The sequence below is a fragment of the Caballeronia sp. LZ029 genome, from assembly GCF_031451275.1.
In the GTDB taxonomy this organism is placed as follows: domain Bacteria; phylum Pseudomonadota; class Gammaproteobacteria; order Burkholderiales; family Burkholderiaceae; genus Caballeronia; species Caballeronia jiangsuensis.
The window spans coordinates 1,683,075-1,705,718 of the sequence record NZ_JARUXO010000001.1 but is presented as its reverse complement, the minus strand read 5'-3'; the positions used below and the strand labels follow the sequence as shown (position 1 = coordinate 1,705,718).

Sequence of the window (22,644 nt, the reverse complement as noted above, 5' to 3'; positions counted from 1 at the left end):
ATCGTGATTTTTTTCTTGCATTAATCCAAGCCGTTAGACACTTGAGGCCGTTACCGCCTCGGTTGCGCGAAGACGCGGGAGCAGACGGTCGAACTCGCGCTTGACGAGCCCGTAGCATTCGCAGGCGCGGGCTTCGAGCCCCTCGCGATCCACGACCTTGATGCAGCCGCGGCTGTGATGAATCAGTCCCGCGTCGTGAAGCTTGCCCGCCGCTTCGGTCACGCCTTCGCGACGCACGCCGAGCATGTCGGCGATCAGTTGCTGCGTGACTTGCAGTTCGTTGGACGCGGTACGATCGATTTCGATCAGCAACCAGCGGCAAAGTTGCTTGTTCAACGAATGATGCCGGTTGCACGCGGCCGTCTGCGCGACTTGCGTAAGCAGCGCTTGCATATAGAGCAGCATCAGGCGGCGCAGAAAGTCCGAGCGGCCGAATTGCTCGCGCAGCGCTTGCGCACTCATGCGATAGGCGAAGCCGGGGCATTGCACCTGCACGCGCGTCGGCATCGTTTCGCCGCCGGTCAGCACGGGCACGCCCGTCATGCCTTCGCGGCCCACCGCGGCGATCTCGACCGAGCCGCCGTCTTCCATCGTGTGCAAGAGCGAGATGATGGCCGTCGTCGGGAAATAGACGTGATGAATACGTTGGCCCGAGTCGCAGAGCAGTTGTTCGGTGCGCAGTTGTACGAGTTCGAGATGCGGTGTGAGCGCCTGCCATTCGTGCGCCGGAAGGGCGCCAAGCAGATGATTGCCGTGCAGGTCGGACTGGAGGGTCAGCATGATTTGTTCTCTCTCGTAACTTCGCGCGTTGCGCTTCAATTTTTATTTACTGGTGTGACCGTTTTCGAATGTCGTCGCTTGCGACCAACTCGATGAAGCATCACTCCAGCCCCGTAGCGGCCCGTTTGCGCGTGTATTCGAGTTTGTTGTTCGCGCTGTTCCGGGTTGCGAGGTTCTATTAGCGAGGACTGTGCCAGTGCGGGCAATCGCAATGCTGGCGGGGCCTCATAACTCATGCACTTTTCGTGATGCAGCGCAGCGCAGCGTTTTTGTTTCAGTCTTGAACATCGGTGGTCTTAGGAATGCCTGTGAGCACCGATGAGTTTCATCAGTGCAATCCCCCCGAATGACGGTTCAGGCTTTTCCGACCACCGTGCGACAAGCCTCACAGGTCGACATCCCTTCGACAGCACACCTGCTTTCGTAGGGACAATTAAAAATGATTCATCCGTGTTCCATGGGCTTCGTGGGCTATCGAACGCGCGTTATTCCCGGCGGCGCTTGATTACCCGCGAAGCCTTGCCGGGCGGGGCTTTGCGGGCAAGCGGAAAAGTCTGCCGCCGCGCGTTGCATGAAGCGGAAACGTTGCGCCGATTGCACGAAGTGAAAAGTCGGTGCGCGAAGCCGCGCTCGTTCGCACGCGAGAAGCGTGTATTCGGGCGTGCAATAGCTCACACAGGGCTTGCGGGAACCCCCACAGCGCCGCATCGAGCGGCATTTCGCCGTAAAACGTTTGCGCGTGTTTCGTCGGATCGATCGTTTCGAATATGCGGGTTCGACGGGAAGCGAGGTGCCCCGAAATGTTTCATCGGGGACAATTTCATGCGGAACCGATTTACGCGCGCGAAACGAGCCTCGCGAAAATTGCAGCAAAGACATAACGAGGTCACGAAGCGAATATACGGCGCGAACGTAAGCGAGTGAAAAACCCCTTGAAACAAGGCTTCAAGTATGTTTTTACCGAATGTGTTTGCTTATACGAATCGACGGGTAATCCGTGCGTCTTCGAGCGATCAGCACACGATATTCGCAAGCGGCGGAATAACGCGTTCATACGCATCCTCGATGGCGTCGAACGATGCTTCGCAAAGATCGTGACGGCCACGCGAAAGCGCGCGCGCGAGCCGGCACTGCATGACCATCGCTTCGCTTGCGATCTTGCGTGCGCCCGCGTGGGTCTGAACGGGAATATCGAAGCCCTGGTCGCGCATCCATTGCAGGTAGTGCGCGAGCAGTTCGAAATTCGCGCCGAGCTGCCTCATCATGTTGAACGCATAAACGCGCGCATACGCTTCGCCGCGCGCGATCATCGTATCGACATGCTCGGGAAACGCCGCCCGCCAGCGGGTGATGGGGCTATGCATCGGGCGGCGCAACAGATGCGCGCACAGTGCGTCGGCGGAGACCTCGGCGAGCGAGGTGCCGGACATCGGTTCGCGTACACGCTTGACGAATTCGACGTGCGGAAAGAGCGCCGGCTGCGGCGCGTGCGGACGCAATACGCCGTCGTAATCGTCACCGTCGAGAAGGTGATAACCCGTGTGATGAAAGTAGCCGAGTCGCCGCGCATCGGGATCGATCACATCGATGCCGATGGTCGTCTTCTCATGCTCGCGATGATAGGAAACCGTGCGCATGTCGGGCAGAAAGAACGCATCCACTTCGACGAGCACGATGTTCGAGCGGCGTGTCTGCACGAGCGCGCGTTCTTCGAGCGAATCGAACACGGAAAGCTCCTGCACCTGCAGGCCGTAAAGCTTTTCGATGTCGTCCGGCGGCAGCTTGCCGAGCGTGAACTGATCGGCTTCGAAGTCCTGAGCAACGGTGAAGGCCAGCGCGGCGCGCGGTTCGAGGCCGTTGCCGTGCAGGATTTCTATCCATAGATCGGCCGGCGACACGGCTTCGCGCCAGATGCGCTCGCCGCGATGCAGCGCATGCGCATGATGGCGCCGCGCACGCATACGCAAGGGATCGAGCGACACGACGCGGGAACGACTCGCGCCTGAATCCGTCACACCGCTCGTATGGAACGCGCTCATGCCGTGACCTCGGGCCGGCAAGGCCGGCGTTCGATACCGCGCGCGCGGGTGAGCGAGTGTCCTTTTCGTTGTGCGTCTCTGTCGCGTTCGATGGCGGTATGCATTGTGATTTTCCCATGAAGGTGCCGTATTACGCGAGCGCTATCGACGCGTGCCGACGCGCGCGACGGTCCGTTTCAGCGGGCCGTCGCGTGGTCGTTTCGTTCGTCGGGCAGGCGTCTTTTTCCCCGGGACGCCTTTTTGCGTGTGGTCGGGCTTATTTGAAAGGCGCGCGAGGCTTGGGTCGGTGCGATGGCGCACCGATTTCAGGCGGGTTGGCACGTAACGTTTAATCGTCGCAACGCCGGTAATTACCGGTAAAGCATGGAGATAATCGATGAACTGGAAAACCCTGGATTTCGAACAACTCACTGCGCGTGAGCTTTATTTGATTTTGCGCGCGCGCAGTGCGGTGTTCGTCGTCGAACAGTCGCATGTCCATCTCGATCCGGATGGCCGCGATGAAACCGGCACGCACGTATTCGCGGCCGAAGACATGAGCCGTTCGATGCCCGTCCTCGCCTATGCACGCATTCACGAAGGCGATGCCGACGATCCTGAGGTCGTGGTGGACAAGATCTTGACGAGCCCGCTGCGCCGCGGCGATGGCACCGCGCACGCGCTCATCGAACGCGTGCTCGCGGTGACCGCCGAGCGCTGGCCGGGCCGCGGCGTGCGCCTGACGGCACCCGTGAGCCTGCGAGGCTTCTATGAGGCGTTCGGCTTTCGCAAGACCGAAGGTCCGTTTCTCGAGCACGGCATGCCCTTCATCGGTCTGACGAGAAAGAGCCGGCAGCCGCGCGAGACGGCCGGCGCGAGCAAGACGCTGTTCGCGCCGAGCGAGCACGCCACCACGTACGAGTTGCTCTAAGCGCCACCAGAGACGTGCCGCGTGCGCCGCAACCCGCGCGCGCGGCGACAGAAGCCAACGCATCAGTCATCACAAGGCGTGGACCGTCCGGGCATCGAGGCAAGAACAACGCAATAACATCGACCGAGGTGGCGCAGGCCGCCTCGAAGCGTGTCCTCGAAACAATAAGATCAACGCCGCCGGCCAATACCGGCGAGCGTACAAACAGCCTATCTCATGCGAATAGTCCATCTCGCCAATCACGCGCAGACGATCGGCAACGGCACCGTCAACATGATGGTCGATCTCGCCTGCATGCAGGCGCGCATGGGTCAGGACGTCGTGGTCGCATCGTCGGGCGGCGGCTTCGAGCCGCTGTTGCGCCGTCACGGCATCACGCATGTGCCGCTACAGCAGTCGCGGCAGCCCTGGCGCGTGCCGTCGATGATCGCGGGCTTCAATCGTCTCATCGATCGCTTCGATCCCGAGATCGTCCATGCGCACATGATGACCGGCGCGCTCATTTCGCGTTTCGGCAGCATGCGCCGCCGGTTCGCGCTCGTGACGACGGTGCATCACGAACTGCAGAAGAGCGCATCGCTCGTGCGCGCGGGCGATCGCATGGTGGCCGTGAGCCGCGCCGTCGCGATGGATCTGCAGGCGCGCGGTATCGATTCCGCGCGCATGTCGATCGTGCTCAACGGCGCCGTGGGCGCGCCGCGGCTCGTGTGCAGGCCCGCCGCGAAGCCGGTGCGCCTCAAGCATCCGAACATCGTCTGCGTGGCGGGCATGTATCGCAGGAAGGGCATCGCCGATCTCCTGCAGGCGTTCGCGCTCGTGCGCGAGCAGTCCGCGAGCGAGCGGGAGTTCATGTCCGAGCCGCATCTGTATCTCGTCGGCGATGGCCCCGAGCGCGCTTCGATGGAAGCGCTCGCGGCCGAATTCGGCATCGCGGAGGTCACGCACTTCACCGGCTTCGTCGCCGATGCGCGGCCCTATCTGGCGAGCGCGGATATCTTCGCGCTCCTGTCGCGCGAGGATCCGGGGCCGCTCGTGATCGCGGAGGCGCGCGAGGCGGGCTGCGCGATCGTCGCGACGCGCGTGGGCGGCATCCCCGAAATGCTCGACGACGGCGCGGCGGGCGTGCTCGTGACCGCGGGCGACATCGAACAGGCGGCGGCGAAGCTGCGCTGGCTTCTGCTCGACCGGCAGGCACGCGGCCAGCTCGCGGCGCGTGCGCGGCAAAACCTGCAGCCGCTTTCGGTCGAAAGAGTCTGCGGCGAGTACATGGCGGTCTACCAGCAGACGCTCAAGGAGCGCGAATCGATGAGCCGCCGTCAGCTCGCGCTCGATGCGCGAAGGCCCCGGACGACAGATGGCGCGATTTAAGCATAGCGCTGACAAATCCCCGCGCTCGCACCGCGCCACGGTACTTTCGTCCAAACCATCCGATCATACAAAAGGACTTTCCCATCGGCCTTCCGTTCGCGTTCGCACAGAACGCCTACGAGATGCTTGCTCAAATGAGTGCATGATCGGTCCGAGGAGATCAAGGACTGCAAAAAACGCACTTGCCGCGCTGCGACGCCGCCATTCTTCAGTTTCCCTGATGAATGACTGCGCGCGCGCGGCGCGAGCGCAGCAGATACACGCGAAAGCAGAAGAAAGAAAAAAACGAAATATCGATATCGAGGTCAGAGGGATTACCCTGTCAGGAATTTCCCAACTGGCATTCGAAGCAACGAAGACGCAACGTATCTAGCACGACGAATGGACCTGTCGGGAACTCGTCGTGCCTTTCGCAGCCCGGGGAAAGCGAAAGCGATGCGCTCATACATACGGCTACGGAACAGGCGAGAAGGGGAGAAGCGAGATGGATGACAACAAAGAGCGATCGCTGGTGGCGAAGGTCATGGACGGACTGGTTTCCGGCATCGTCGAGCAAAAATATGGCGCGATACTGCCACCGCAGGACATCCTCTCGAAGGAGTTCGACGTGAGCCGCACCGTCATGCGCGAGGCGCTCTCGATGCTGCTCGCGCGGCACATGCTGGACGTGCGGCCGAAAACCGGCACGCGGATTCGTCCGATGAGCGACTGGCGTCTCATCGACGAGGATGTGGTGAGCTGGAGATTTCGCGCCAAGCCAGATCAGACATTTTTGCGCGATGTAATCGAATTCCGCATGCTGATCGAGCCGCGTGCGGCTGCATTGGCGGCGGCGCGGGCGACACCGGACGAAATCGCCGGAATCCGCGACGCGTTCGACACGCTCTCGCGTTTGCAGGTCGGCGAGCCGGAATATCAGGCCGCTGACGAAGTGCTGCACACGCGCATCGTGGCGGCGAGCGGCAACCAGTTCTTTCGTCAGATGACGGCGATCGTGCGCGGCGCGCTGGTGACGGTCAATCCGATCGTCGATGGCATCGAATCCGTGCGCGAAGCGACGCTCGCGGCGCAGAAAAGCGTAGTGGAGGCGATCGAGGCGAAGGATTCCGCCGCGGCCGAGTCCGCGACGCGCGCGCTCGTCGATCTGGCGGCGGAGGAAGTGGGCCGCGCGTTCTCGCTGGAACGGGTGAACAGCCAGCCCGCCGCGCCGAACGTGAATGCATCCGCGGGGGTGTGACGCGTTCGTAGCACGTCGGTCGATGATGGCTGAGCCGCAAGCACGGAGCCGGGACATGTCCCGGCTTTTTGCCGTCTGCGCGCGCCGTGCGAAGTCGTCATGCGATGCAATGAGGCACAATGCGTCGCACCACGAACCTGGCGCATGGAGGAAAGATTGACCGATACGAACATCGACGCAGCAACGATACGCTGGGGCGTCGTCGGCGCGGGACGCATCGCGCGGCGCTTCGCCGACAGTCTCACGCATGTGAAGGGCGCGCGGCTCGCAGCGGTCTGGTCGCGCCGCGAGGAAACGGCGCGCACGCTGGCCGATGCATTCGATGCACGCGCATTCGCCGATTTCGACGCGATGCTCGACCATGTCGACGCGCTCTACATCGCGACCTTGCAGGACAGTCATCCGGAATACGCGTTGCGCGCCTTCGCGGCGGGCAAGCCCGTGCTGTGCGAGAAACCGGCGGCGGTGAACGCGCGCGACCTGCAGCGCATGATCGACGCGGCGCGCGAGGCGAAGCTCCTCTTCATGGAAGCGATGAAGCCGCCGTTCTATCCGCTGTATCGTCGTCTGCGCGAGCATCTGGCGCGCGATCCGATCGGCGAGATCGGACTCGTGCGCGCGGGATGCTCGATGGCGAACGTGCCGCTCGATCATCCGTCGTTCACGCTCGAAGCGGGCGGCGGCGCGCTGCTCGACATCGGCATCTACGAGGCGTTTCTCGCGGTCGACTGGCTCGGCGAGGCGCTCGACGTGCAGACTATCGGCCGTCTCGGCGCGACCGGCGTCGATGTGTTCGCGAGCCTGAATGTGCGCCACGAACGCGGCATCGCGCAATTGTTCTGCGGACTCGATCTGCAAGGCCGCGGCGATGCGCTCATCGGCGGCACGCTCGGCACGGTGACGATCCACGAAAACTGGTGGAATCCGGCGCGCGCGACCATCGCCTACACGGACGGACGCAGGATCGAACTCGACGAGCCTTTCACGGGCGGCGGCCTCAACTACGAAACCGCGCATTTTTGCGAGCTGCTGCGCGCGGGCGAAACCGAAAGCCCGGTGATGCCGCACGCGATGTCGATGCGCATGATCGCGATCATCGACGCGGCACGGCGCGATCTGAATCTGCGCTTTCCCTTCGAGACCGACTGATACGAAAAAGCCGCTTTTTAAGCGGCTTTTTCGTCAATGTCGTCCCGGCAGCGCGAGACGCCGCTCGAAAATCCGCTGCACGAATTCGAGCACGCTGCACAGAATCCAGTAGACGAACGCCGCCGCGAGATAGAGCGGCAGCGGCTGATAGGTCGCCGCGATCACTTCCTGCGCGCTGCGCAACAACTCGGTCACGGTGATGACCGACACGAGCGACGTGTCCTTGATCAGACTGATGAGACTGTTCGACAGGCTCGGCACCGCGATGCGCAGCGCCTGCGGCCCGATCACGTAGCGCAGCGTCTGCGTGCGCGACAATCCGAGGCTATAGGCCGCGAGCCACTGTCCGGCGTGGATGCCGAGAATCGCGCCGCGCATGCTTTCCGACAGATACGCCGCGACGTTCGCCGACAGCGCGATCACGCCGGCGGGCGTGGGTTCGAGCGAGATGCCGAGGCTCGGCAAACCATAGTAGATGACGAAAATCTGCACGAGCAGCGGCGTGCCGCGCATCACGCTCACGTAGAAGCGCCCGATCGCGACGAGCACGCGACTCTGGCTGATGCCCATCAACGCCAGGACGACGGCCGCGATGAGGCCGAAGAACATCGAGTAGAGCGCGAACTTGATCGTCAGTAGCGCGCCTTGCGCCAGCACGGGCGCCGATTGAACGAGCAGGGAAGTCGTGGACATGAACGGGGATGCGGTGAGGAGCCGGCGCGCGAATTGAACCGATCGGCGCGCGCAAAGCGCACATCATAAACCGGCAGCGAAAAAACGAAGGGCGGCACCGTCATCCGATGCCGCCCCGACCAGCAGAACGATGCTGGCTTACTTCGCCGGCTTCGTCACGTCGATGCCGAACCACTTGTCCGAGATCTTCGTGAACGTGCCATCGGCTTCGAGCTGGTTCATCGCGTCGTCGAGGGCCTTCGCGAACTTCGGATTGCCCTTCTTGAACGGAATGCCTGACGGATTGCCCGCACCGACATTCGCGCCCGTGCGCAGCGGCAGTTGCGAATTCTTCAGCAGATACGCGAGCATCAGGCGATCGTTGAGCGCCGCGTCCAGCCGGCCGGCGGCGAGGTCACGCAGATACTCGGGCGCGCCCGGATACGTCTTCACATCGATGCCCGGCACCGACTTCGCCATGTCCATGTAGTTCGTGCCGAGACCGACGCCGAGCTTCTTGCCCTTCAGCTCGTCGAGCGTCTTGAACTCGCGCTTGTCGTCCGAACGCTGGATCAGTTGCGCGTTCGAATACGTGTACGCCGGCGAGAAGTCGAGCGTCTGCTTGCGCGCATCGGTGATGCCGACCTGGTTCACGATCACATCGAACTTGCCTGCCTGCAGGCCCGCGATGATGCCGCTCCATTCGGTCGTGACGAATTCGGGCTTCACGCCGAGCTTCGCGGCGACGGCCTTGGCGATATCGACGTCGAAGCCGACCAGCTCGCCGTTCGGCGCTTTCGAGTTGAACGGCGGGAAGGTGCCTTCCAGGCCGACGCGCAGCGTGCCGCGCTGCTTGACCTGATCGAGCAGGTCGTCGGCGTGGGCTGCCGTCGTGACGGCGGTGAATGCCGCGCCGATCAGGCTGGCGGCGACGAGCTTCTTGAGCGTGGACAGTTTCATTGTGTTGTTTTCCTCTTGATGGGCACAGCGTCTTTATCAGATGCGGCGATCATAGTAAGAATGCAATCGCCGCGTCATATCGTTTGTTCATGTCTATATGCGCGATCAGCGGCCTCACGCGAGCGCTTCGACGCATTCGCGCACGAGCGCCGGGCCACGATAGATCAGCCCCGTATAAATCTGCACGAGCGACGCGCCCGCCGCGAGTTTCGCGCGCGCGTCCTCGCCCGAGAAAATCCCGCCTACGCCGATGATCGGCACGTCGGTCCCGACTTCCGCGCGCAGCTTGCGGATCACTTCGTTCGACGCATCGAAGACCGGGCGTCCCGATAGCCCGCCGGCTTCGTCGCCGTGCTTCATGCCGGTCACGGCGGCGCGCGAGAGCGTTGTGTTCGTCGCGATCACGCCGTCGATCTTGTGTGCGAGCAGCGTGCCCGCGATCGACTTGATCTGCTCGTCGTCGAGATCGGGCGCGATCTTGAGAGCGAGCGGAACGAGCTTGCCGTGCAGGTCGGACAGCCGCGTCTGCTTCTCCTTCAGCGCGCCCAGCAGCGAATCGAGTTCGCCCGCGCCCTGCAACTGCCGCAGATTCTTCGTGTTCGGCGACGAAATGTTGATCGTCACATAGCTCGCGAACGGATAGACGCGTTCGAGACAGTAGAGATAGTCCTCGGCGGCGCGCTCGATCGGCGTATCGGCGTTCTTGCCGATGTTCAGGCCCAGCACGCCGCGATAGTGCGCCGCCTTCACGTTCGCGACGAACTGATCGACGCCGCCGTTGTTGAAACCCATCCGGTTGATGAGCGCGTTCGCGTCCGGCAGACGGAAGATGCGCGGACGCGGATTGCCCGGCTGCGCGCGCGGCGTCACGGTGCCCACCTCGATGAAGCCGAAGCCGAGCGCGGCGAGCCCGTCGATGCACGCGCCGTCCTTGTCGAGGCCCGCCGCGAGGCCGACCGGGTTGCGGAACGTGATGCCCATGACGGTGCGGGGCGAATCGGGGCCGCGCTTGGCGAGCATGCCCGCGAGTCCGGTGCGGCCGGCGGCGCCCAGCATGCGCAGCGTCAGGTGATGAGCGTCTTCCGCGTCCATCTTGAAAAGATGCGAGCGCGCGATCGGATAGAGGGAACTGAACACGAAATGAAAGCCGGCGACGGCGGTTTTTTTAAGACCGCTATTTTAGCGGCTTTGGACGGCGGCCCGGTCGGGCAGTGCCGGAAGTACGCGGGCGGCTATTTCGGCTGGCCCGGACCGTGGATGCGACCGGGCATGGGCAGCGCGCCGGCGGACTGCGTGTTCGCGGGATCGAGCAGCGTCCAGCGGCCGTCGATCAGGCCTTCCAGCGGCCGGAAATTCGCCTTGTAGGCCATCTTTTCGCTTTCGCGAATCCAGTAGCCGAGATAGACATGCGGCAGGTCGAGGCTCTTCGCCTGCTCGATCTGCCAGAGGATGTTGAAGGTGCCGAAGCTCGTCTTCGGCATGTCCGGCTCGAAGAACGTATAGACCGACGACAACCCGTCGCCGAGGATGTCGATCATGCTGATCATGCGCAGCACGCCGGGCGCATCCGGATGCGCAGGATCGACGGGTTCGCGGAACTCGACGAGACGCGAATTGATCCGGCTTTGCAGCAGGAACTGCTCGTACTGATCGCGGCTGTCGCGGTCCATGCCGCCGCCCGCATGCCGCGCCGACTGATAACGCATATAGAGCGCGTAGTGTTCTTCGTCGTAATGCAGCGGCGCGACGCTCGCCACGAGATCGCCGTGCTGCTTCCACACGCGCCGCTGCGTGCGGTTCGGCACGAAGCGCGCGACCGGCACGCGCACCGGCACGCAGGCGCGGCAGCCGTCGCAATACGGACGATAGGTGAATACTCCGGAGCGCCGGAAACCGGCCTTGACGAGTTCGGTATAGACGTCGGAGTTGATCAGATGGCTCGGCGTGGCGACCTGCGAGCGCGCGACGCGCCCTTCCAAATAACTGCAAGGATAGGGCGCTGTTGCATAGAATTGCAGCGCGGAAAGCGGTGACAGCGGCAGCTCGTTCGGATGTGTCACGTTGGCGGCTCTCGCAGGCGTCGTCTCGTCGTTGCCGACCGGCGCGCGCAATCCTCTTTGGGGCGCGCGCATGGCGGCTGCATTACGTTTGTCGCTCGGGCGTCGCGCGAAGCGTTCAGCGCGCCAGCACGTCGAGCAGGACGGATTTGTCGAAGCGCCAGCCGATCGCCGGTTCCGCCGTGGCCCGCCGGAGATGCGCGACGAACGCGCGGCGCGCGATCTCGCGGCCGCCCAGCGACGCCAGATGCGACGTGTTCTGCTGGCAGTCTATCATCTCAATTTGATTGCGGCGCAAGTGTCCGACGAGCGCCGCGAGCGCGATTTTCGACGCATCGGTTCTGTGCGCGAACATCGATTCGCCGAAGAACATGCGCCCGAACGACACGCCGTAAAGCCCGCCCACGCGCACCCCGTCGTACCACGTCTCGACGCTGTGGGCGTTGCCCGCGCGATGCAAGGTGGTGTACGCATCCACGATGTCCGAGGTGATCCAGGTGCCGCGCTGGCCGTCGCGCGGCGTGTCCGCGCAGGCGCGCATCACGGCGGAAAAATCATCATCGACGCGAACTTCCCAGATTGGATCGCGCACGACGCGCTTCAGGGTCTTGCGCAGCGAGTCCGACACCTTGAACTCGGCCGGAAAGAGCACCATGCGCGGATCGGGACTCCACCACAGCACGGGCTGGCCGTCCGAATACCACGGGAAGATACCGCGCCCATAAGCGTCGATGAGGCGTGAGGGCAGAAGATCCGCGCTTGCCGCGAGCAGGCCCGGCGCGCCGCTCGCCGCATCGAGCGCGCGCTCGACGGGCGGGAAGGGATCGTCGTCGGCGAGCCAGGGAACCATGTTCTCGGGTGGGCGGCGTTCTGTGATGTCGGCGAGCGTGCGATCAGCCGTCGCGCAGCGTGCGGAAAATGTCGCCCGTATGCAGCGTGAAATTGCCGGCGGCGCGGTCGGCGAAGAAAAAGCGCAGCGTCTGGCCGACCGTCGGGAACGCGATCTCGTCCCACGGAATCTCGCTTTCCTCGAAGAGCTTCACTTCCAGGCTTTCCTCGCCGGGATCGACTTCGATATCGAGCAGCCGCGCCAGATAGAAGAGATGCACCTGATGCACGTGCGGCACGTTGAGCAGCGTGAAGAGGCTCTGGATCTCGACGCGCGCGCCCGCTTCCTCGAGCGTCTCGCGCGCGGCGCCTTCGCTCGTCGTCTCCTGCATTTCCATGAAGCCGGCGGGCAGCGTCCAGTAACCGTAGCGAGGCTCGATCGCGCGGCGGCACAGCAGCACCTTGTCGTCCCACACCGGCACGGTGCCCACGACATTGCGCGGATTCTGGTAATGAACCGTGCCGCAATTGTTGCAGACAAAGCGCTCGCGGTTGTCGCCAGGCGGAATGGCGAGACCGACTTCGTGGCCGCAGACGGAACAGAATTTCATGGAAATGGACGTGGGAAGTGTGCCTGCGAGTGTATCACCGTGCTGCTGCGGCTTTGAGGCATGCACATGGTTTGCGGCATCAGTCGCGCCGCATGACCGGTTTGCCTGGAGCCGACAGTGCGACGCCTGCCTTCTCGCTACAATAGTTGACCGGAATTGCAGTGTCCCTTTTCACGATGAACGCCATGTCAACCACGCCAGCCGCTTCCAGCCGTCCTCCGATGCTCGCCACTGCCGAGGCGCTCGGCCGTCTGCTCGACGCCGCGCGTCAGGTGGATGGCCGCGAGCGCGTCGACACGCTCGACGCGCTGAACCGCGTGCTCGCCGCCGACGTGACCTCGCCGCTCGACGTCCCGCCGATGCACACCAGCTCGATGGACGGCTACGCGGTCCGCGCCGCCGATCTCGCCGGCGCGAGCGAAGGCGCGCCCGTCGCGTTGCCGGTGTCGCAGCGCATTCCGGCGGGCCACGCGGCCGCGGCGCTCGCGGAGGGTACGGCCGCGCGCATCTTCACCGGCGCGACGGTGCCGCCCGGCGCGGATACCGTCGTCATGCAGGAAATGGCGCACGCAACGGACGACGGTCGCGTCGCGTTCGCGCAGACGCCCGCGGCGGGCGAGTGGATCACGCGGCAAGGCGCGGATATCCGGCGCGATTCGGTGATTCTGCCCGCGGGCACGCGCCTCACGCCGCAGGCGCTCGGGCTGGCGGCGTCGGTCGGTTGCGCTCAGCTCGATGTCGTGCGCCGGGTGCGCGTAGCGATCTTCTTCACCGGCGACGAACTGAGGATGCCCGGCGAGCCGCTCGAACCCGGCGCGATCTATAACTCGAACCGCTTCACGCTGCGGTCGCTGCTCGCGAAGCTCGGCTGCGAGGTGACGGATCTCGGCATCGTGCCGGACCGGCTCGACGCGACGCGCGAAACGCTGCGGCGCGCGGCCACCGACCACGATCTCATCCTGACGTGCGGCGGCGTGTCGGTCGGCGAGGAGGATCACGTGAAGCCGGCAGTCGAGGCCGAAGGGCGCATTTCGATGTGGCAGATCGCGATGAAACCGGGCAAGCCGCTCGCTTTCGGCGCGGTGCGGCGCGGCGACGAAGGAAGCGAGGCGTTTTTCATCGGCTTGCCGGGCAATCCGGTGTCGAGTTTCTGCACGTTTTTGCTGTTCGTGCGGCCGTTCCTGCTGCGTCTCGCGGGCGTGACGAACGTCACGCCGCGCGTCCACTCGATGCGCGCCGACTTCAGCCAGAAAAAAGGCGATCGCCGCAACGAATTCCTGCGTGCGCGCGTGAACGAGTCGGGCGGGCTCGATCTCTTCGGCAACCAGAGTTCGGCCGTGCTGACATCGACCGTCTGGGGCGACGGTCTCATCGACAATCCGCCGAATCATGCGATCAGCGCCGGCGAGATCGTGCGCTTCATCCCATTTTCAGAACTGATATGAAAGTCGAACTGAGGTTTTTCGCGAGCGTGCGCGAGGCGCTGGGCGTCGCGAACGAGACGGTCAGCGTGCCGGACACGGTGGTCAATGTCGGCGATGTGCGCGCCTGGCTGCGTATGCGCGGCGGCGTGTGGGAAGAGGCGCTCGCCGAAGGCCGCGCGTTGCGCATGGCGTGCAATCACGTGATGACGAATCCGGGCCAGCGCATCACCGAAGGCTGCGAAGTCGCGTTTTTCCCGCCGGTCACGGGTGGCTGACATGTCGACGCGTTCCAAAGTCCGCGTGCAGGAAGCCGATTTCGACATCAGCGCGGAAGTGGCCGCGTTGCGCGCCGACAATCCAAAGGTCGGCGCGGTCGCGTGCTTCGTCGGCACGGTGCGCGATCTGAACGAAGGCAGCGCCGTCGAAACCATGGAGCTGGAGCATTACCCCGGCATGACGGAAAAGTCGCTCGAAACGATCGCCGATCAGGCGCGCGAGCGCTGGCGCGGCTCGGACGTGCTGATCGTGCATCGCGTGGGGAAGTTGAAGCCGCTCGATCAGATCGTGCTCGTCGCGACGACGGCGATGCATCGTGCGGACGCGTTCGAATCGTGCGCCTTCGTGATGGACTATCTCAAGACGCAGGCGCCGTTCTGGAAGAAGGAAAAGACCGAGGCAGGCGAGCGCTGGGTCGACGCGCGCGAATCCGACGATGCGGCGCTCGCGCGCTGGAAAAACGATCCGTCCTGATCGGCGTTACTTGTCGCCGGCGGATTTGCCGATGAACTTCGCCGGAAACGGCTCCGCGTCCGGACGCTCGGGAAAGCGCGGCTCGGGCGCGTCGCCCGTGCGCTGACGCTTCAGCGCCGCGAGCAGTTCCTGCTGCTCGACGGGAATCTGATATTCCCAGCCGAACTTGCTGAGTTGCAGGCTCTGCGCGATGCGCAGCGCCGGTTCCATGAACTGCACGGCTGCGGCCGGCTCGTAGCGCGACTCGACCGTATTCAGAAACAGCGACAGCCAGCGCGCGAAGTGGCGCGGCTCGATATCGTCGATCGGACGATGGGCTTCCTGCACGTTTCCCCGATATTGCTTCGAACCGAGCACGAGGCTCGACCAGAACGTCGTCATCTTGGCGAGATGCTCGTCCCAGCGTCCCGTGAGCGCGCGCGAAAAGATCGGTCCGAGCAGCGGATCGTCGTCGACGCGGCGATAAAAGGCTTCGACCAGCGCGCGGACGTTGGCTTCGCTGGGTTCGCGCTCGCGCGGCGCGTCGGTGGCGGGATGTTCGGTGGTCATCGTCGATCTGCGAAACAAAGAAGGAGTTGATCGGTTATTTTGCTGACGGAGGATATCAAGATGACGCAAAATGGTGCTTCCGTGCTCAGGCGCCCCGGTTGTCCGAATCGCATGGACGTTCGTTTGCGTTTCATGCAGCGTCGATTTAAACATCGCTCCCTGTCCTTGCGCGGATTTTTTGACGAGACGCGCGTTCCGTCAAATCACCGATGCGCCTTTGCATCCAACTCTATACGCGCGAAATCATGCGACTCACCGATTACACCGATTATTCGCTGCGTGTTCTGCTTTATCTCTCCGTTCGACCCTCGGGCCTTTCGACGATTCAGGAAATTTCGGATGCGTACGGCATCTCGAAGAATCACTTGATGAAGATCGTCCAGCAACTCGGCGAGCTCGGCTGGGTCGAAACCGTGCGCGGCCGAAACGGCGGCCTGCGGATCGCATCGCGGTCGCGCGACCTCACGATCGGCGACGTCGTGCGCAAGACGGAGAATGATTTCGCGATCGTCGGCTGCTTCGCGGATCAGGGCGATGCAACGCGTCAGCGCTGCGTGATTCAGCCGAGCTGCCGTCTGCGCGGCGTGCTCGCGGCCGCGCGCGACGCCTTTCTCGCCGAACTCGACAAGCATACGATCGGCGAACTCGCGCATCCGGCGAACGAACTCGCGCGGCTGCTCGGCATCGTCAGCATCGCGCCGGTTCCGGCGGGCGCGTTCGTGCCGGTGCGCGCATCGTCCTGACACGCCGGGACGCATCGCGCGCTGAACAAAACCCGAAGGCCGCAGTCAATCCTGAGCTTGGAGTCGGTCGACGCCGTCATTGTCGAAGAGCAAAAAAGTGCACTTTTCGAGCCAAAGCGCGCTTGAAAGTGACAAAAAGCGCCTCATTTTGGTCGTATTCAGAATTGGAGCTTTCAAAAAATGAGAATCGACAAACTCACCACCAAATTCCAGGAAGCGCTTTCCGACGCGCAGAGCCTGGCGGTCGGACGCGATAACCAGTACATCGAACCGGTGCACCTGCTTGCGGCGCTCATCGCGCAGCAGGACGGCTCCGCGCGATCGTTGCTGTCGCATGCGGGCGTTCAGGTTCAGGCGCTGCAAACGTCGCTGAACGATGCGATCAACCGTTTGCCGCAAGTGCAGGGCACGGATGGCAATGTGCAGGTGAGCCGCGAACTCGCGGGCCTGCTGAACGCCGCCGACAAGGAAGCGCAGAAGCTCAACGACACGTACATCGCGAGCGAGATGTTCCTGATCGCCGTCGCGGACGACCGCGGCGAAGCGGGCCGTCTCGCGAAGCAGCACGGCTTGTCGAGGAAAGCACTCGAAGCGGCGATCAACGCCGTGCGCGGCGGCGCGCAGGTCAATAGCCAGGACGCCGAAAGCCAGCGCGAGGCGCTCAAGAAATACACCGTCGATCTGACCGAGCGCGCCCGAGCGGGCAAGCTCGATCCAGTGATCGGCCGCGACGACGAAATTCGCCGCTCGATCCAGATCCTGCAACGCCGCACGAAGAACAATCCGGTGCTGATCGGCGAGCCGGGCGTCGGCAAGACGGCGATCGTCGAAGGGCTGGCGCAGCGCATCGTCAACGGCGAAGTGCCGGAAACGCTCAAGGGCAAGCGCGTGCTGTCGCTCGACATGGCGGCGCTGCTCGCGGGCGCGAAGTATCGCGGCGAGTTCGAGGAACGCCTGAAGGCGGTGCTGCACGACATCGCGAAGGACGAAGGCCAGACGATCGTCTTCATCGATGAAATTCACACGATGGTCGGCGCGGGCAAGGCCGAAGGCGCGATGGACGCGGGCAACATGCTGAAGCCGGCGCTCTCGCGCGGCGAGCTGCACTGCATCGGCGCGACCACGCTCGACGAATACCGCAAGTACATCGAGAAGGACGCGGCGCTGGAGCGGCGTTTCCAGAAAGTGCTCGTCGATGAACCGTCGGTCGAAGCGACCATCGCGATCCTGCGCGGCTTGCAGGAAAAGTACGAGCTTCACCACGGCGTCGAGATCACGGATCCGGCGATCGTCGCGGCCGCGGAACTGTCGCATCGCTATATCACGGACCGCTTCTTGCCAGACAAGGCCATCGATCTGATCGATGAAGCCGCGTCGCGCATCAAGATGGAAATCGATTCGAAGCCCGAAGAGATGGACAAGCTGGACCGCCGTCTCATCCAGTTGAAGATCGAACGCGAAGCCGTGAAGAAGGAGAAGGACGAAGCGTCGCAGAAGCGTCTGCAACTGATCGAAGAGGAAATCGACCGGCTGAACCGCGAGTATTCCGATCTCGAGGAAATCTGGACTGCCGAAAAAGCGGCCGTGCAGGGCAGCGCGCAATTGAAGGAAGAAATCGAGAAGGTGCGTGCGGACATCACACGTTTGCAGCGCGAAGGCAAGCTCGAGAAGGTCGCCGAATTGCAGTACGGCAAGCTGCCCGAACTCGAAGCGCGTCTGAAGCAGGTGACGCAGGCCGAATCGCAGGAGCAGAACAATCCGACGCGTCCGCGTCTTCTGCGCACGCAGGTCGGCGCCGAGGAAATCGCGGAAGTGGTGTCGCGTTCCACCGGCATTCCCGTATCGCGGATGATGCAGGGCGAGCGCGAAAAGCTGCTGCAGATCGAGACCAAGCTGCATGAGCGCGTGATCGGCCAGGACGAGGCGATCGGCGCGGTGGCGGACGCGATTCGCCGCTCGCGTGCGGGTCTGTCCGATCCGAACCGTCCGTATGGCTCGTTCCTGTTCCTCGGGCCTACGGGCGTCGGCAAGACCGAGCTGTGCAAGGCGCTCGCTTCCTTCCTGTTCGATTCGGAGGATCATCTCATCCGTATCGACATGAGCGAGTTCATGGAGAAGCACAGCGTCGCTCGTCTGATCGGCGCGCCGCCGGGATATGTCGGGTATGAAGAAGGCGGTTACCTCACCGAAGCCGTGCGCCGCAAGCCGTACAGCGTGATTCTGCTCGACGAAATCGAGAAGGCGCACCCGGATGTGTTCAACGTGCTCCTGCAAGTGCTCGACGATGGCCGCATGACCGATGGCCAGGGCCGCACCGTCGACTTCAAGAACACGGTGATCGTGATGATGTCGAATCTCGGTTCGCAAGTCATTCAGGGCATGGTCGGCGAGCCGCAGGAGAGAGTGAAGGATGCCGTCTGGGAAGAAGTGAAGCTGCACTTCCGGCCTGAGTTCCTGAACCGTATCGACGATGTCGTCGTGTTCCATGCGCTCGATCGCACGAACATCGAGTCGATCGCGAAGATTCAGTTGCAGCGTCTGCAGGAGCGTCTCGCGAAGCTCGATATGCAACTGGAAGTGTCGGATACGGCGCTGGAGCAGATCGGCAAGGTCGGCTACGACCCGTTGTTCGGCGCGCGGCCGCTGAAGCGCGCGATTCAGCAGGAGATCGAGAATCCGGTCGCGAAGCTCATCCTCGCGGGGCGTTTCGGACCGAAGGACGTCATTCCGGTCGATGTGCGGGAAGGGAAGTTCGTGTTCGATCGCGTCGTGCACTGAGGCGCGGTCCGGTCGTCCCGGATGCGGGATGGCCGTTCATACAAAAGGGCAACGAAGCGATTCGTTGCCCTTTTTTTCGTTCGCCCGAAACGCGATCCGAAAAGCAAAAGCCCCGTGCGCGATGCCTGCGGGGCTTTCTTTCGATGCGAATCGAAACAGCGCGCTTAGCCCTGCTTCGGCTCTTCGCTCTTGCCGAAAAGACCTGCGAGGCCGCCGAGCGAGCCGAGCACGCCGGTCAGATCGAGCTGGCCTTCGGGCGGCACTTCGCCATTGGGCGTCGCGCGATCGACGATATGCGGCAGCACCGTGGCCAGCATGCCCGAAAGTTGATCGCCCGAGACGCCGGCTTTTTGCGCGAGCGCGCCGACATTGTCCTGGCCCAGCACGTTGGTGAGCGTATCGGGGCTGATGGGCTTGTTCTCGCCGGTGCCGATCCACGACTGGACGACATCGCCCGCGCCGTGTTGCTGGAAGCGCTGGATCAGGCCCATGATGCCGCCCGGCTGGCTGTTGACGAACGCGAGCGCCGCCGCGATCAGCGCGGCCTGGCCGGACTGGCCCTGCTGGCCGCCTGGTTGTTGCGACGAATTGCCGAGGGAGGAGGCGAGGATATCGATTAGGCTCATGGCAGTCTCACTACGAGAGGTTGCGGGGGTGGGTTCGCCCTTGCCGCCGCGTCTGGCTCGAAAACCGGGCGTGGCGGCGCGGGCATCGGCCGCGAGCGGCCGTTCAAGGATGGTCAAACGAAGGCAATTTCCCTTCGACAAGGTTCCCCGAAGAATTACTGACTGGCGGCCGCGGCGCTGGCGGCCTTATCTTTCTTGCTGCGCTTCGATTTGGCGGGCTTCGCGTCGCTCGCGGCCATCGTGCCCGATGCGCTCGTCGTCGCTGCTGCCGCGCTTTCCTTCTTCGATTTCTTCGATGCCTTCGTGCCCGACGCGGGAGCGGCAGGCGTCGTGGCCGGCGTCTGCGCCGTGGTGGCCGCTGGCGACGTCGCGGCGGTGGCCGCCGTCGATGACTTCACCGTGGAGTTCGGCGCGGCGCTGCCGCCTTGCGTCGATGAGGTCGCGGGCTTCGACGTCTTGCCCGTCGGCGGCAGCGACGAACCGCCGATCGTCAGGCCGTTCTGCTCCAGATTCGCCACCGACTTGGTGCCGAGCCCCTTGACGCGGGTCGCGAGATCGTCGGCGTCCTTGAACGGGCCGTTCTTCGTGCGCTCGTCGACGATCGCCTTCGACTTCACCGGACCCAGACCCTTCACCGCTTCCAGCGCGGCTTGATCTGCGGTATTGACATCGACCGCGGCGAAGGCCGCTCCCATCGACAGCATGAACGCTAAGCACAGCATCAGCAGCTTTTTCAGCATGACGGCACTCCGGGCTAAAGAGAAAGGATGAATCGATAAGTTCGGGCCGATTGGGAAGATGCCGTTAAGGATAGGGCAAAAACCTGTTCCGAACGAAAACGGATCGCATTGTGCACGACCCCCGCCGCGCGCATTGCGCTTCCGCACAATCTTTAACGTTGCGAAACGCCGGATGGATGACGCGCCGTTTCTGCCGGCGTGCGCGCCGCACATCACTTCGACGCGCCCGCCGCCGTTTTCGCGAACGCGCCGCGCACCTCGAAGCCGACCTTATCGACGATCGCGCCTTTTGCATCGACCAGTTCGAGCGCGTGACGGCCCGGCCAGGGCAGCCACGCCGCGCGGGCGTCGTGGCCGTAGGGCTTGCCATCGAGCCGCCACGCGAGGCGCGCGCCGCTGTCCGCGCGCTCGAACCATACGCGCTGCCGCGCGGGCGGAATGTCCGGGTCGAGCGCGAAGATCGTGCCGTCCGTGGGCGCGCCGATGCGTGCAGCCTGTGCGTCCGCATTCCCGCTGCGCGCGCTCTGCGACGCATTCGCCGTGAGTCCGATGGCGCTCATCTGCGTGCCGCGCACGAACCATTCGTCACGTGCGGGCTCGATATCGTTCTGATACGTGACACGCGTCGTCACGACGCCCGGCGGCGCTTGCGGCGGGCGGCTATCCGATCGCCGGTTCAGATAGTTGACGATGGCGTTCCATGCCGGCGCCGCGCCCGTCACGCCCGACACGTCCCACATCGGTGCGCCGTCCGCATTGCCGACCCACACGCCCACGGTGTATCGCGAGGTGAAACCGACCGCCCAGTTGTCGCGCATGTCCTTGCTGGTGCCGGTCTTGACCGCGCTGAAGGTGCGCGTCGCGAGCACGCTGTCGAAGCCGAAGGTGCGCGTGCGCGCGTTGTTGTCGGCAAGGATGTCGGTGACGATGAAGCTCGCTTCCGGGCTGAAGACGCGCTTCTCGGCGTTCGTCGGCCGATGGTCGGCGAGATCGAAGAAGGGGCGCGCGATCCCGCCGTTCGCGAGCGCGCGATAGGCGTTGGCGAGCGTCGCCAGCGTGACGTCGGCGCTGCCGAGCGCGAGGCTGAAGCCGTAGTAATCGCCCGCCTGCGACAAGGGAATGCCGAGCGCGACCAGCGTCTTCGCGAAACGATGCGGCGTGACCATCACGAGCGTGCGCACCGCCGGCACGTTCAGCGACGAGCCGAGCGCCGTTCTCACGCTCACCCAGCCTTTGAAATCGTGATCGTAGTTCTGCGGAATGTAGAGACCGCCGCCGGTCGCGAGATCGAGCGGCGCGTCGTCGAGCAGCGTGGCAGCGGTGACGCGCTTCTCGTCGAACGCCTGCGCATAGAGGAAGGGCTTCAGCGTCGAGCCGGCCTGACGCGGCGCGACTACGGCATCGACCTCCGGCGCGTTCGACAAACCGCCCGCCGAGCCGACCCACGCGAGCACCTCGCCCGAGCGGTTGTCGATCACGATGGCCGCGGCGTCATGCACGTTGCGCGGATGCGCGCGCGCGTTCAGTTCGGCGAGCGTTCGCGCGAGCGTGTCGCGGGCGAAGCGTTGCAGCCGCGCATCGAGCGTGGAGCGCATGCGCGCGCCTGCCGCCGGATGCGCCTCGCTCGCGATACGTCGCGCGAGATGCGGCGCGAGGGCGTCGTCGCCTGGTGCATAGGCGGGCGCGGCAGCCGTGCGCGTGAGCGCGAGCTGCACGAAACTATCGAGATTGACGCATGGATCGACGTTTCGCGCGACGCCGTGCAGCGTCTGCATGTCGCGCAGGATCACGCAACTGCGCGCGGCGACTTTCGCATACGGCGCGTTCGGCGCGCGCACGAGCGCAGCGGCGAGCGCGGCCTCGCGTTCATCGAGCCCGGACGGCGCCTTGCCGAACAATGTCTGCGACAACGCCGACAACCCGACGATCTCGCCGCGAAACGGCACGAGATTCAGATACGCCTCGAGAATCTGGTCCTTGCGCCAGGTTCGTTCGAGCCACAGCGCGCCGATCGTCTGTTCGGCCTTTTCGCCGATGGAGCGCCGGCCCGCCGACTTATCGGCGTCGATGAGGCCGGTGAGTTGCATCGTCACCGTCGAAGCGCCGCGCGTGCGCGTGTTCCATAGATTGCCCCAAGCGGCCGCCGCCGCGCCGCGCCAGTCGACGCCCGCGTGCTCGTAGAAGCGCTTGTCCTCCGACACGACGATCGCTTCGCGCAACGCCGGCGATACATCCGCGAGCGCGACCCAGTCGCCGCGCCGCGCGCTCTTATCGATGCGCGTGCGGGCGAGCGGTTCGCCGTCGCGGGAGAGCAGCACCCAGTCGGAGCTGCGCCAGTTCGCGCGCACGTCGTCGAAGCTCGGCGACGCGTGCGCCGCCGCCGAAAGAACGCACGCGATGACGAGGCCGGCGGCGCGTTTCAT

General features: G+C 64.0%; 21 protein-coding genes. 9 read left to right on the top strand and 12 right to left on the bottom strand.

Features of this window, described 5'->3' with window-relative positions:
- Nucleotides 1-33: 33 nt before the first annotated feature.
- Complete coding sequence (locus QCE73_RS08045; protein WP_309880577.1) at nucleotides 34-780, bottom strand: Crp/Fnr family transcriptional regulator; 747 nt, start codon at nucleotides 778-780, stop codon at nucleotides 34-36.
- 1,013 nt (nucleotides 781-1,793) lie between these two features.
- Nucleotides 1,794-2,819: a DUF1839 family protein gene (locus tag QCE73_RS08040; RefSeq protein ID WP_309880575.1), complete on the bottom strand. Its 1,026-nt coding sequence runs from the start codon at nucleotides 2,817-2,819 to the stop codon at nucleotides 1,794-1,796.
- Nucleotides 2,820-3,195: 376 nt separating this feature from the next.
- Between QCE73_RS08040 and QCE73_RS08035 the strand changes: the two genes are divergently transcribed.
- The 4 genes from QCE73_RS08035 (at nucleotide 3,196) to QCE73_RS08020 (ending at nucleotide 7,483) form a co-directional block, all read left to right on the top strand.
- Nucleotides 3,196-3,729, top strand: a complete 534-nt coding sequence (locus QCE73_RS08035; RefSeq protein ID WP_309880573.1) for a GNAT family N-acetyltransferase — start codon at nucleotides 3,196-3,198, stop codon at nucleotides 3,727-3,729.
- A 216-nt stretch (nucleotides 3,730-3,945) separates the two neighbouring features.
- Nucleotides 3,946-5,097, top strand: coding sequence for a glycosyltransferase family 4 protein (locus QCE73_RS08030; RefSeq protein WP_035501068.1), 1,152 nt, complete (start codon nucleotides 3,946-3,948; stop codon nucleotides 5,095-5,097).
- A 484-nt stretch (nucleotides 5,098-5,581) separates the two neighbouring features.
- Complete coding sequence (locus QCE73_RS08025) at nucleotides 5,582-6,334, top strand: FadR/GntR family transcriptional regulator (RefSeq protein WP_035501066.1); 753 nt, start codon at nucleotides 5,582-5,584, stop codon at nucleotides 6,332-6,334.
- Between the two features lie 144 nt (nucleotides 6,335-6,478).
- Nucleotides 6,479-7,483: a Gfo/Idh/MocA family oxidoreductase gene (locus QCE73_RS08020; protein WP_309880568.1), complete on the top strand. Its 1,005-nt coding sequence runs from the start codon at nucleotides 6,479-6,481 to the stop codon at nucleotides 7,481-7,483.
- Between the two features lie 33 nt (nucleotides 7,484-7,516).
- Here the strand turns inward: QCE73_RS08020 and QCE73_RS08015 are convergent, their stop codons facing one another.
- From QCE73_RS08015 to QCE73_RS07990, 6 genes are all read right to left on the bottom strand, one after another.
- A complete protein-coding gene (locus QCE73_RS08015; protein ID WP_035501064.1) occupies nucleotides 7,517-8,176 on the bottom strand; it encodes an amino acid ABC transporter permease in 660 nt (219 codons plus the stop codon).
- A 138-nt stretch (nucleotides 8,177-8,314) separates the two neighbouring features.
- Nucleotides 8,315-9,115 (bottom strand): cystine ABC transporter substrate-binding protein, encoded by an 801-nt coding sequence (locus tag QCE73_RS08010; RefSeq protein WP_035501061.1) that lies wholly within the window; start codon nucleotides 9,113-9,115, stop codon nucleotides 8,315-8,317.
- A gap of 114 nt (nucleotides 9,116-9,229) precedes the next feature.
- Nucleotides 9,230-10,252 (bottom strand): quinone-dependent dihydroorotate dehydrogenase, encoded by a 1,023-nt coding sequence (locus QCE73_RS08005; protein WP_035501059.1) that lies wholly within the window; start codon nucleotides 10,250-10,252, stop codon nucleotides 9,230-9,232.
- A 95-nt stretch (nucleotides 10,253-10,347) separates the two neighbouring features.
- Nucleotides 10,348-11,175: an arginyltransferase gene (locus QCE73_RS08000; protein WP_035501162.1), complete on the bottom strand. Its 828-nt coding sequence runs from the start codon at nucleotides 11,173-11,175 to the stop codon at nucleotides 10,348-10,350.
- Between the two features lie 115 nt (nucleotides 11,176-11,290).
- Nucleotides 11,291-12,022 carry a leucyl/phenylalanyl-tRNA--protein transferase gene (gene aat, locus QCE73_RS07995; RefSeq protein ID WP_035501057.1) on the bottom strand — a complete coding sequence of 244 codons (732 nt, stop codon included), beginning with the start codon at nucleotides 12,020-12,022 and terminating at the stop codon, nucleotides 11,291-11,293.
- Between the two features lie 43 nt (nucleotides 12,023-12,065).
- On the bottom strand, nucleotides 12,066-12,611 hold the full coding sequence (locus QCE73_RS07990; protein ID WP_035501055.1) for an NUDIX hydrolase: 546 nt from the start codon (nucleotides 12,609-12,611) through the stop codon (nucleotides 12,066-12,068).
- Nucleotides 12,612-12,832: 221 nt separating this feature from the next.
- Between QCE73_RS07990 and glp the strand changes: the two genes are divergently transcribed.
- The 3 genes from glp to moaE are packed head-to-tail and all read left to right on the top strand — an operon-like array spanning nucleotide 12,833 to nucleotide 14,785.
- On the top strand, nucleotides 12,833-14,056 hold the full coding sequence (gene glp / locus QCE73_RS07985; RefSeq protein ID WP_404989766.1) for a gephyrin-like molybdotransferase Glp: 1,224 nt from the start codon (nucleotides 12,833-12,835) through the stop codon (nucleotides 14,054-14,056).
- A complete protein-coding gene (gene moaD / locus QCE73_RS07980; RefSeq protein WP_035501053.1) occupies nucleotides 14,053-14,310 on the top strand; it encodes a molybdopterin converting factor subunit 1 in 258 nt (85 codons plus the stop codon). The genes glp and moaD overlap by 4 nt, the downstream gene beginning before the upstream one ends.
- 1 nt (nucleotide 14,311) lies before the next feature.
- Nucleotides 14,312-14,785, top strand: coding sequence for a molybdopterin synthase catalytic subunit MoaE (gene moaE / locus QCE73_RS07975; protein ID WP_309880561.1), 474 nt, complete (start codon nucleotides 14,312-14,314; stop codon nucleotides 14,783-14,785).
- 6 nt (nucleotides 14,786-14,791) lie between these two features.
- On the opposite strand, the gene QCE73_RS07970 is transcribed toward moaE, so the two are convergent.
- A complete protein-coding gene (locus QCE73_RS07970) occupies nucleotides 14,792-15,334 on the bottom strand; it encodes a group III truncated hemoglobin (RefSeq protein ID WP_309880559.1) in 543 nt (180 codons plus the stop codon).
- 245 nt (nucleotides 15,335-15,579) lie between these two features.
- Here QCE73_RS07970 and QCE73_RS07965 point away from each other — a divergent pair, with 245 nt between their 5' ends.
- Together QCE73_RS07965 and clpB are read left to right on the top strand one after the other, a co-directional pair.
- Nucleotides 15,580-16,077 (top strand): Rrf2 family transcriptional regulator, encoded by a 498-nt coding sequence (locus tag QCE73_RS07965; protein ID WP_035501159.1) that lies wholly within the window; start codon nucleotides 15,580-15,582, stop codon nucleotides 16,075-16,077.
- A 180-nt stretch (nucleotides 16,078-16,257) separates the two neighbouring features.
- Nucleotides 16,258-18,855, top strand: a complete 2,598-nt coding sequence (gene clpB / locus QCE73_RS07960) for an ATP-dependent chaperone ClpB (RefSeq protein WP_309880557.1) — start codon at nucleotides 16,258-16,260, stop codon at nucleotides 18,853-18,855.
- Between the two features lie 164 nt (nucleotides 18,856-19,019).
- On the opposite strand, the gene QCE73_RS07955 is transcribed toward clpB, so the two are convergent.
- From QCE73_RS07955 to pbpC, 3 genes are all read right to left on the bottom strand, one after another.
- Nucleotides 19,020-19,598, bottom strand: coding sequence for a YidB family protein (locus QCE73_RS07955; protein WP_404989738.1), 579 nt, complete (start codon nucleotides 19,596-19,598; stop codon nucleotides 19,020-19,022).
- A gap of 38 nt (nucleotides 19,599-19,636) precedes the next feature.
- Nucleotides 19,637-20,221, bottom strand: a complete 585-nt coding sequence (locus QCE73_RS07950) for a helix-hairpin-helix domain-containing protein (protein ID WP_238214337.1) — start codon at nucleotides 20,219-20,221, stop codon at nucleotides 19,637-19,639.
- A gap of 212 nt (nucleotides 20,222-20,433) precedes the next feature.
- Nucleotides 20,434-22,644 carry a penicillin-binding protein 1C gene (gene pbpC, locus QCE73_RS07945; RefSeq protein WP_309880554.1) on the bottom strand — a complete coding sequence of 737 codons (2,211 nt, stop codon included), beginning with the start codon at nucleotides 22,642-22,644 and terminating at the stop codon, nucleotides 20,434-20,436.

Coding starts and splice junctions, on each gene's coding strand:
- QCE73_RS08045 (WP_309880577.1), bottom strand. CDS start 780: ATGCTGACCCTCCAGTCCGACCTGCACGGCAATCATCTGCTTGGCGCC.
- QCE73_RS08040 (WP_309880575.1), bottom strand. CDS start 2,819: ATGAGCGCGTTCCATACGAGCGGTGTGACGGATTCAGGCGCGAGTCGT.
- QCE73_RS08035 (WP_309880573.1), top strand. CDS start 3,196: ATGAACTGGAAAACCCTGGATTTCGAACAACTCACTGCGCGTGAGCTT.
- QCE73_RS08030 (WP_035501068.1), top strand. CDS start 3,946: ATGCGAATAGTCCATCTCGCCAATCACGCGCAGACGATCGGCAACGGC.
- QCE73_RS08025 (WP_035501066.1), top strand. CDS start 5,582: ATGGATGACAACAAAGAGCGATCGCTGGTGGCGAAGGTCATGGACGGA.
- QCE73_RS08020 (WP_309880568.1), top strand. CDS start 6,479: ATGGAGGAAAGATTGACCGATACGAACATCGACGCAGCAACGATACGC.
- QCE73_RS08015 (WP_035501064.1), bottom strand. CDS start 8,176: ATGTCCACGACTTCCCTGCTCGTTCAATCGGCGCCCGTGCTGGCGCAA.
- QCE73_RS08010 (WP_035501061.1), bottom strand. CDS start 9,115: ATGAAACTGTCCACGCTCAAGAAGCTCGTCGCCGCCAGCCTGATCGGC.
- aat (WP_035501057.1), bottom strand. CDS start 12,022: ATGGTTCCCTGGCTCGCCGACGACGATCCCTTCCCGCCCGTCGAGCGC.
- QCE73_RS07990 (WP_035501055.1), bottom strand. CDS start 12,611: ATGAAATTCTGTTCCGTCTGCGGCCACGAAGTCGGTCTCGCCATTCCG.
- glp (WP_404989766.1), top strand. CDS start 12,833: ATGCTCGCCACTGCCGAGGCGCTCGGCCGTCTGCTCGACGCCGCGCGT.
- moaD (WP_035501053.1), top strand. CDS start 14,053: ATGAAAGTCGAACTGAGGTTTTTCGCGAGCGTGCGCGAGGCGCTGGGC.
- moaE (WP_309880561.1), top strand. CDS start 14,312: ATGTCGACGCGTTCCAAAGTCCGCGTGCAGGAAGCCGATTTCGACATC.
- QCE73_RS07970 (WP_309880559.1), bottom strand. CDS start 15,334: ATGACCACCGAACATCCCGCCACCGACGCGCCGCGCGAGCGCGAACCC.
- QCE73_RS07965 (WP_035501159.1), top strand. CDS start 15,580: ATGCGACTCACCGATTACACCGATTATTCGCTGCGTGTTCTGCTTTAT.
- clpB (WP_309880557.1), top strand. CDS start 16,258: ATGAGAATCGACAAACTCACCACCAAATTCCAGGAAGCGCTTTCCGAC.
- QCE73_RS07950 (WP_238214337.1), bottom strand. CDS start 20,221: ATGCTGAAAAAGCTGCTGATGCTGTGCTTAGCGTTCATGCTGTCGATG.
- pbpC (WP_309880554.1), bottom strand. CDS start 22,644: ATGAAACGCGCCGCCGGCCTCGTCATCGCGTGCGTTCTTTCGGCGGCG.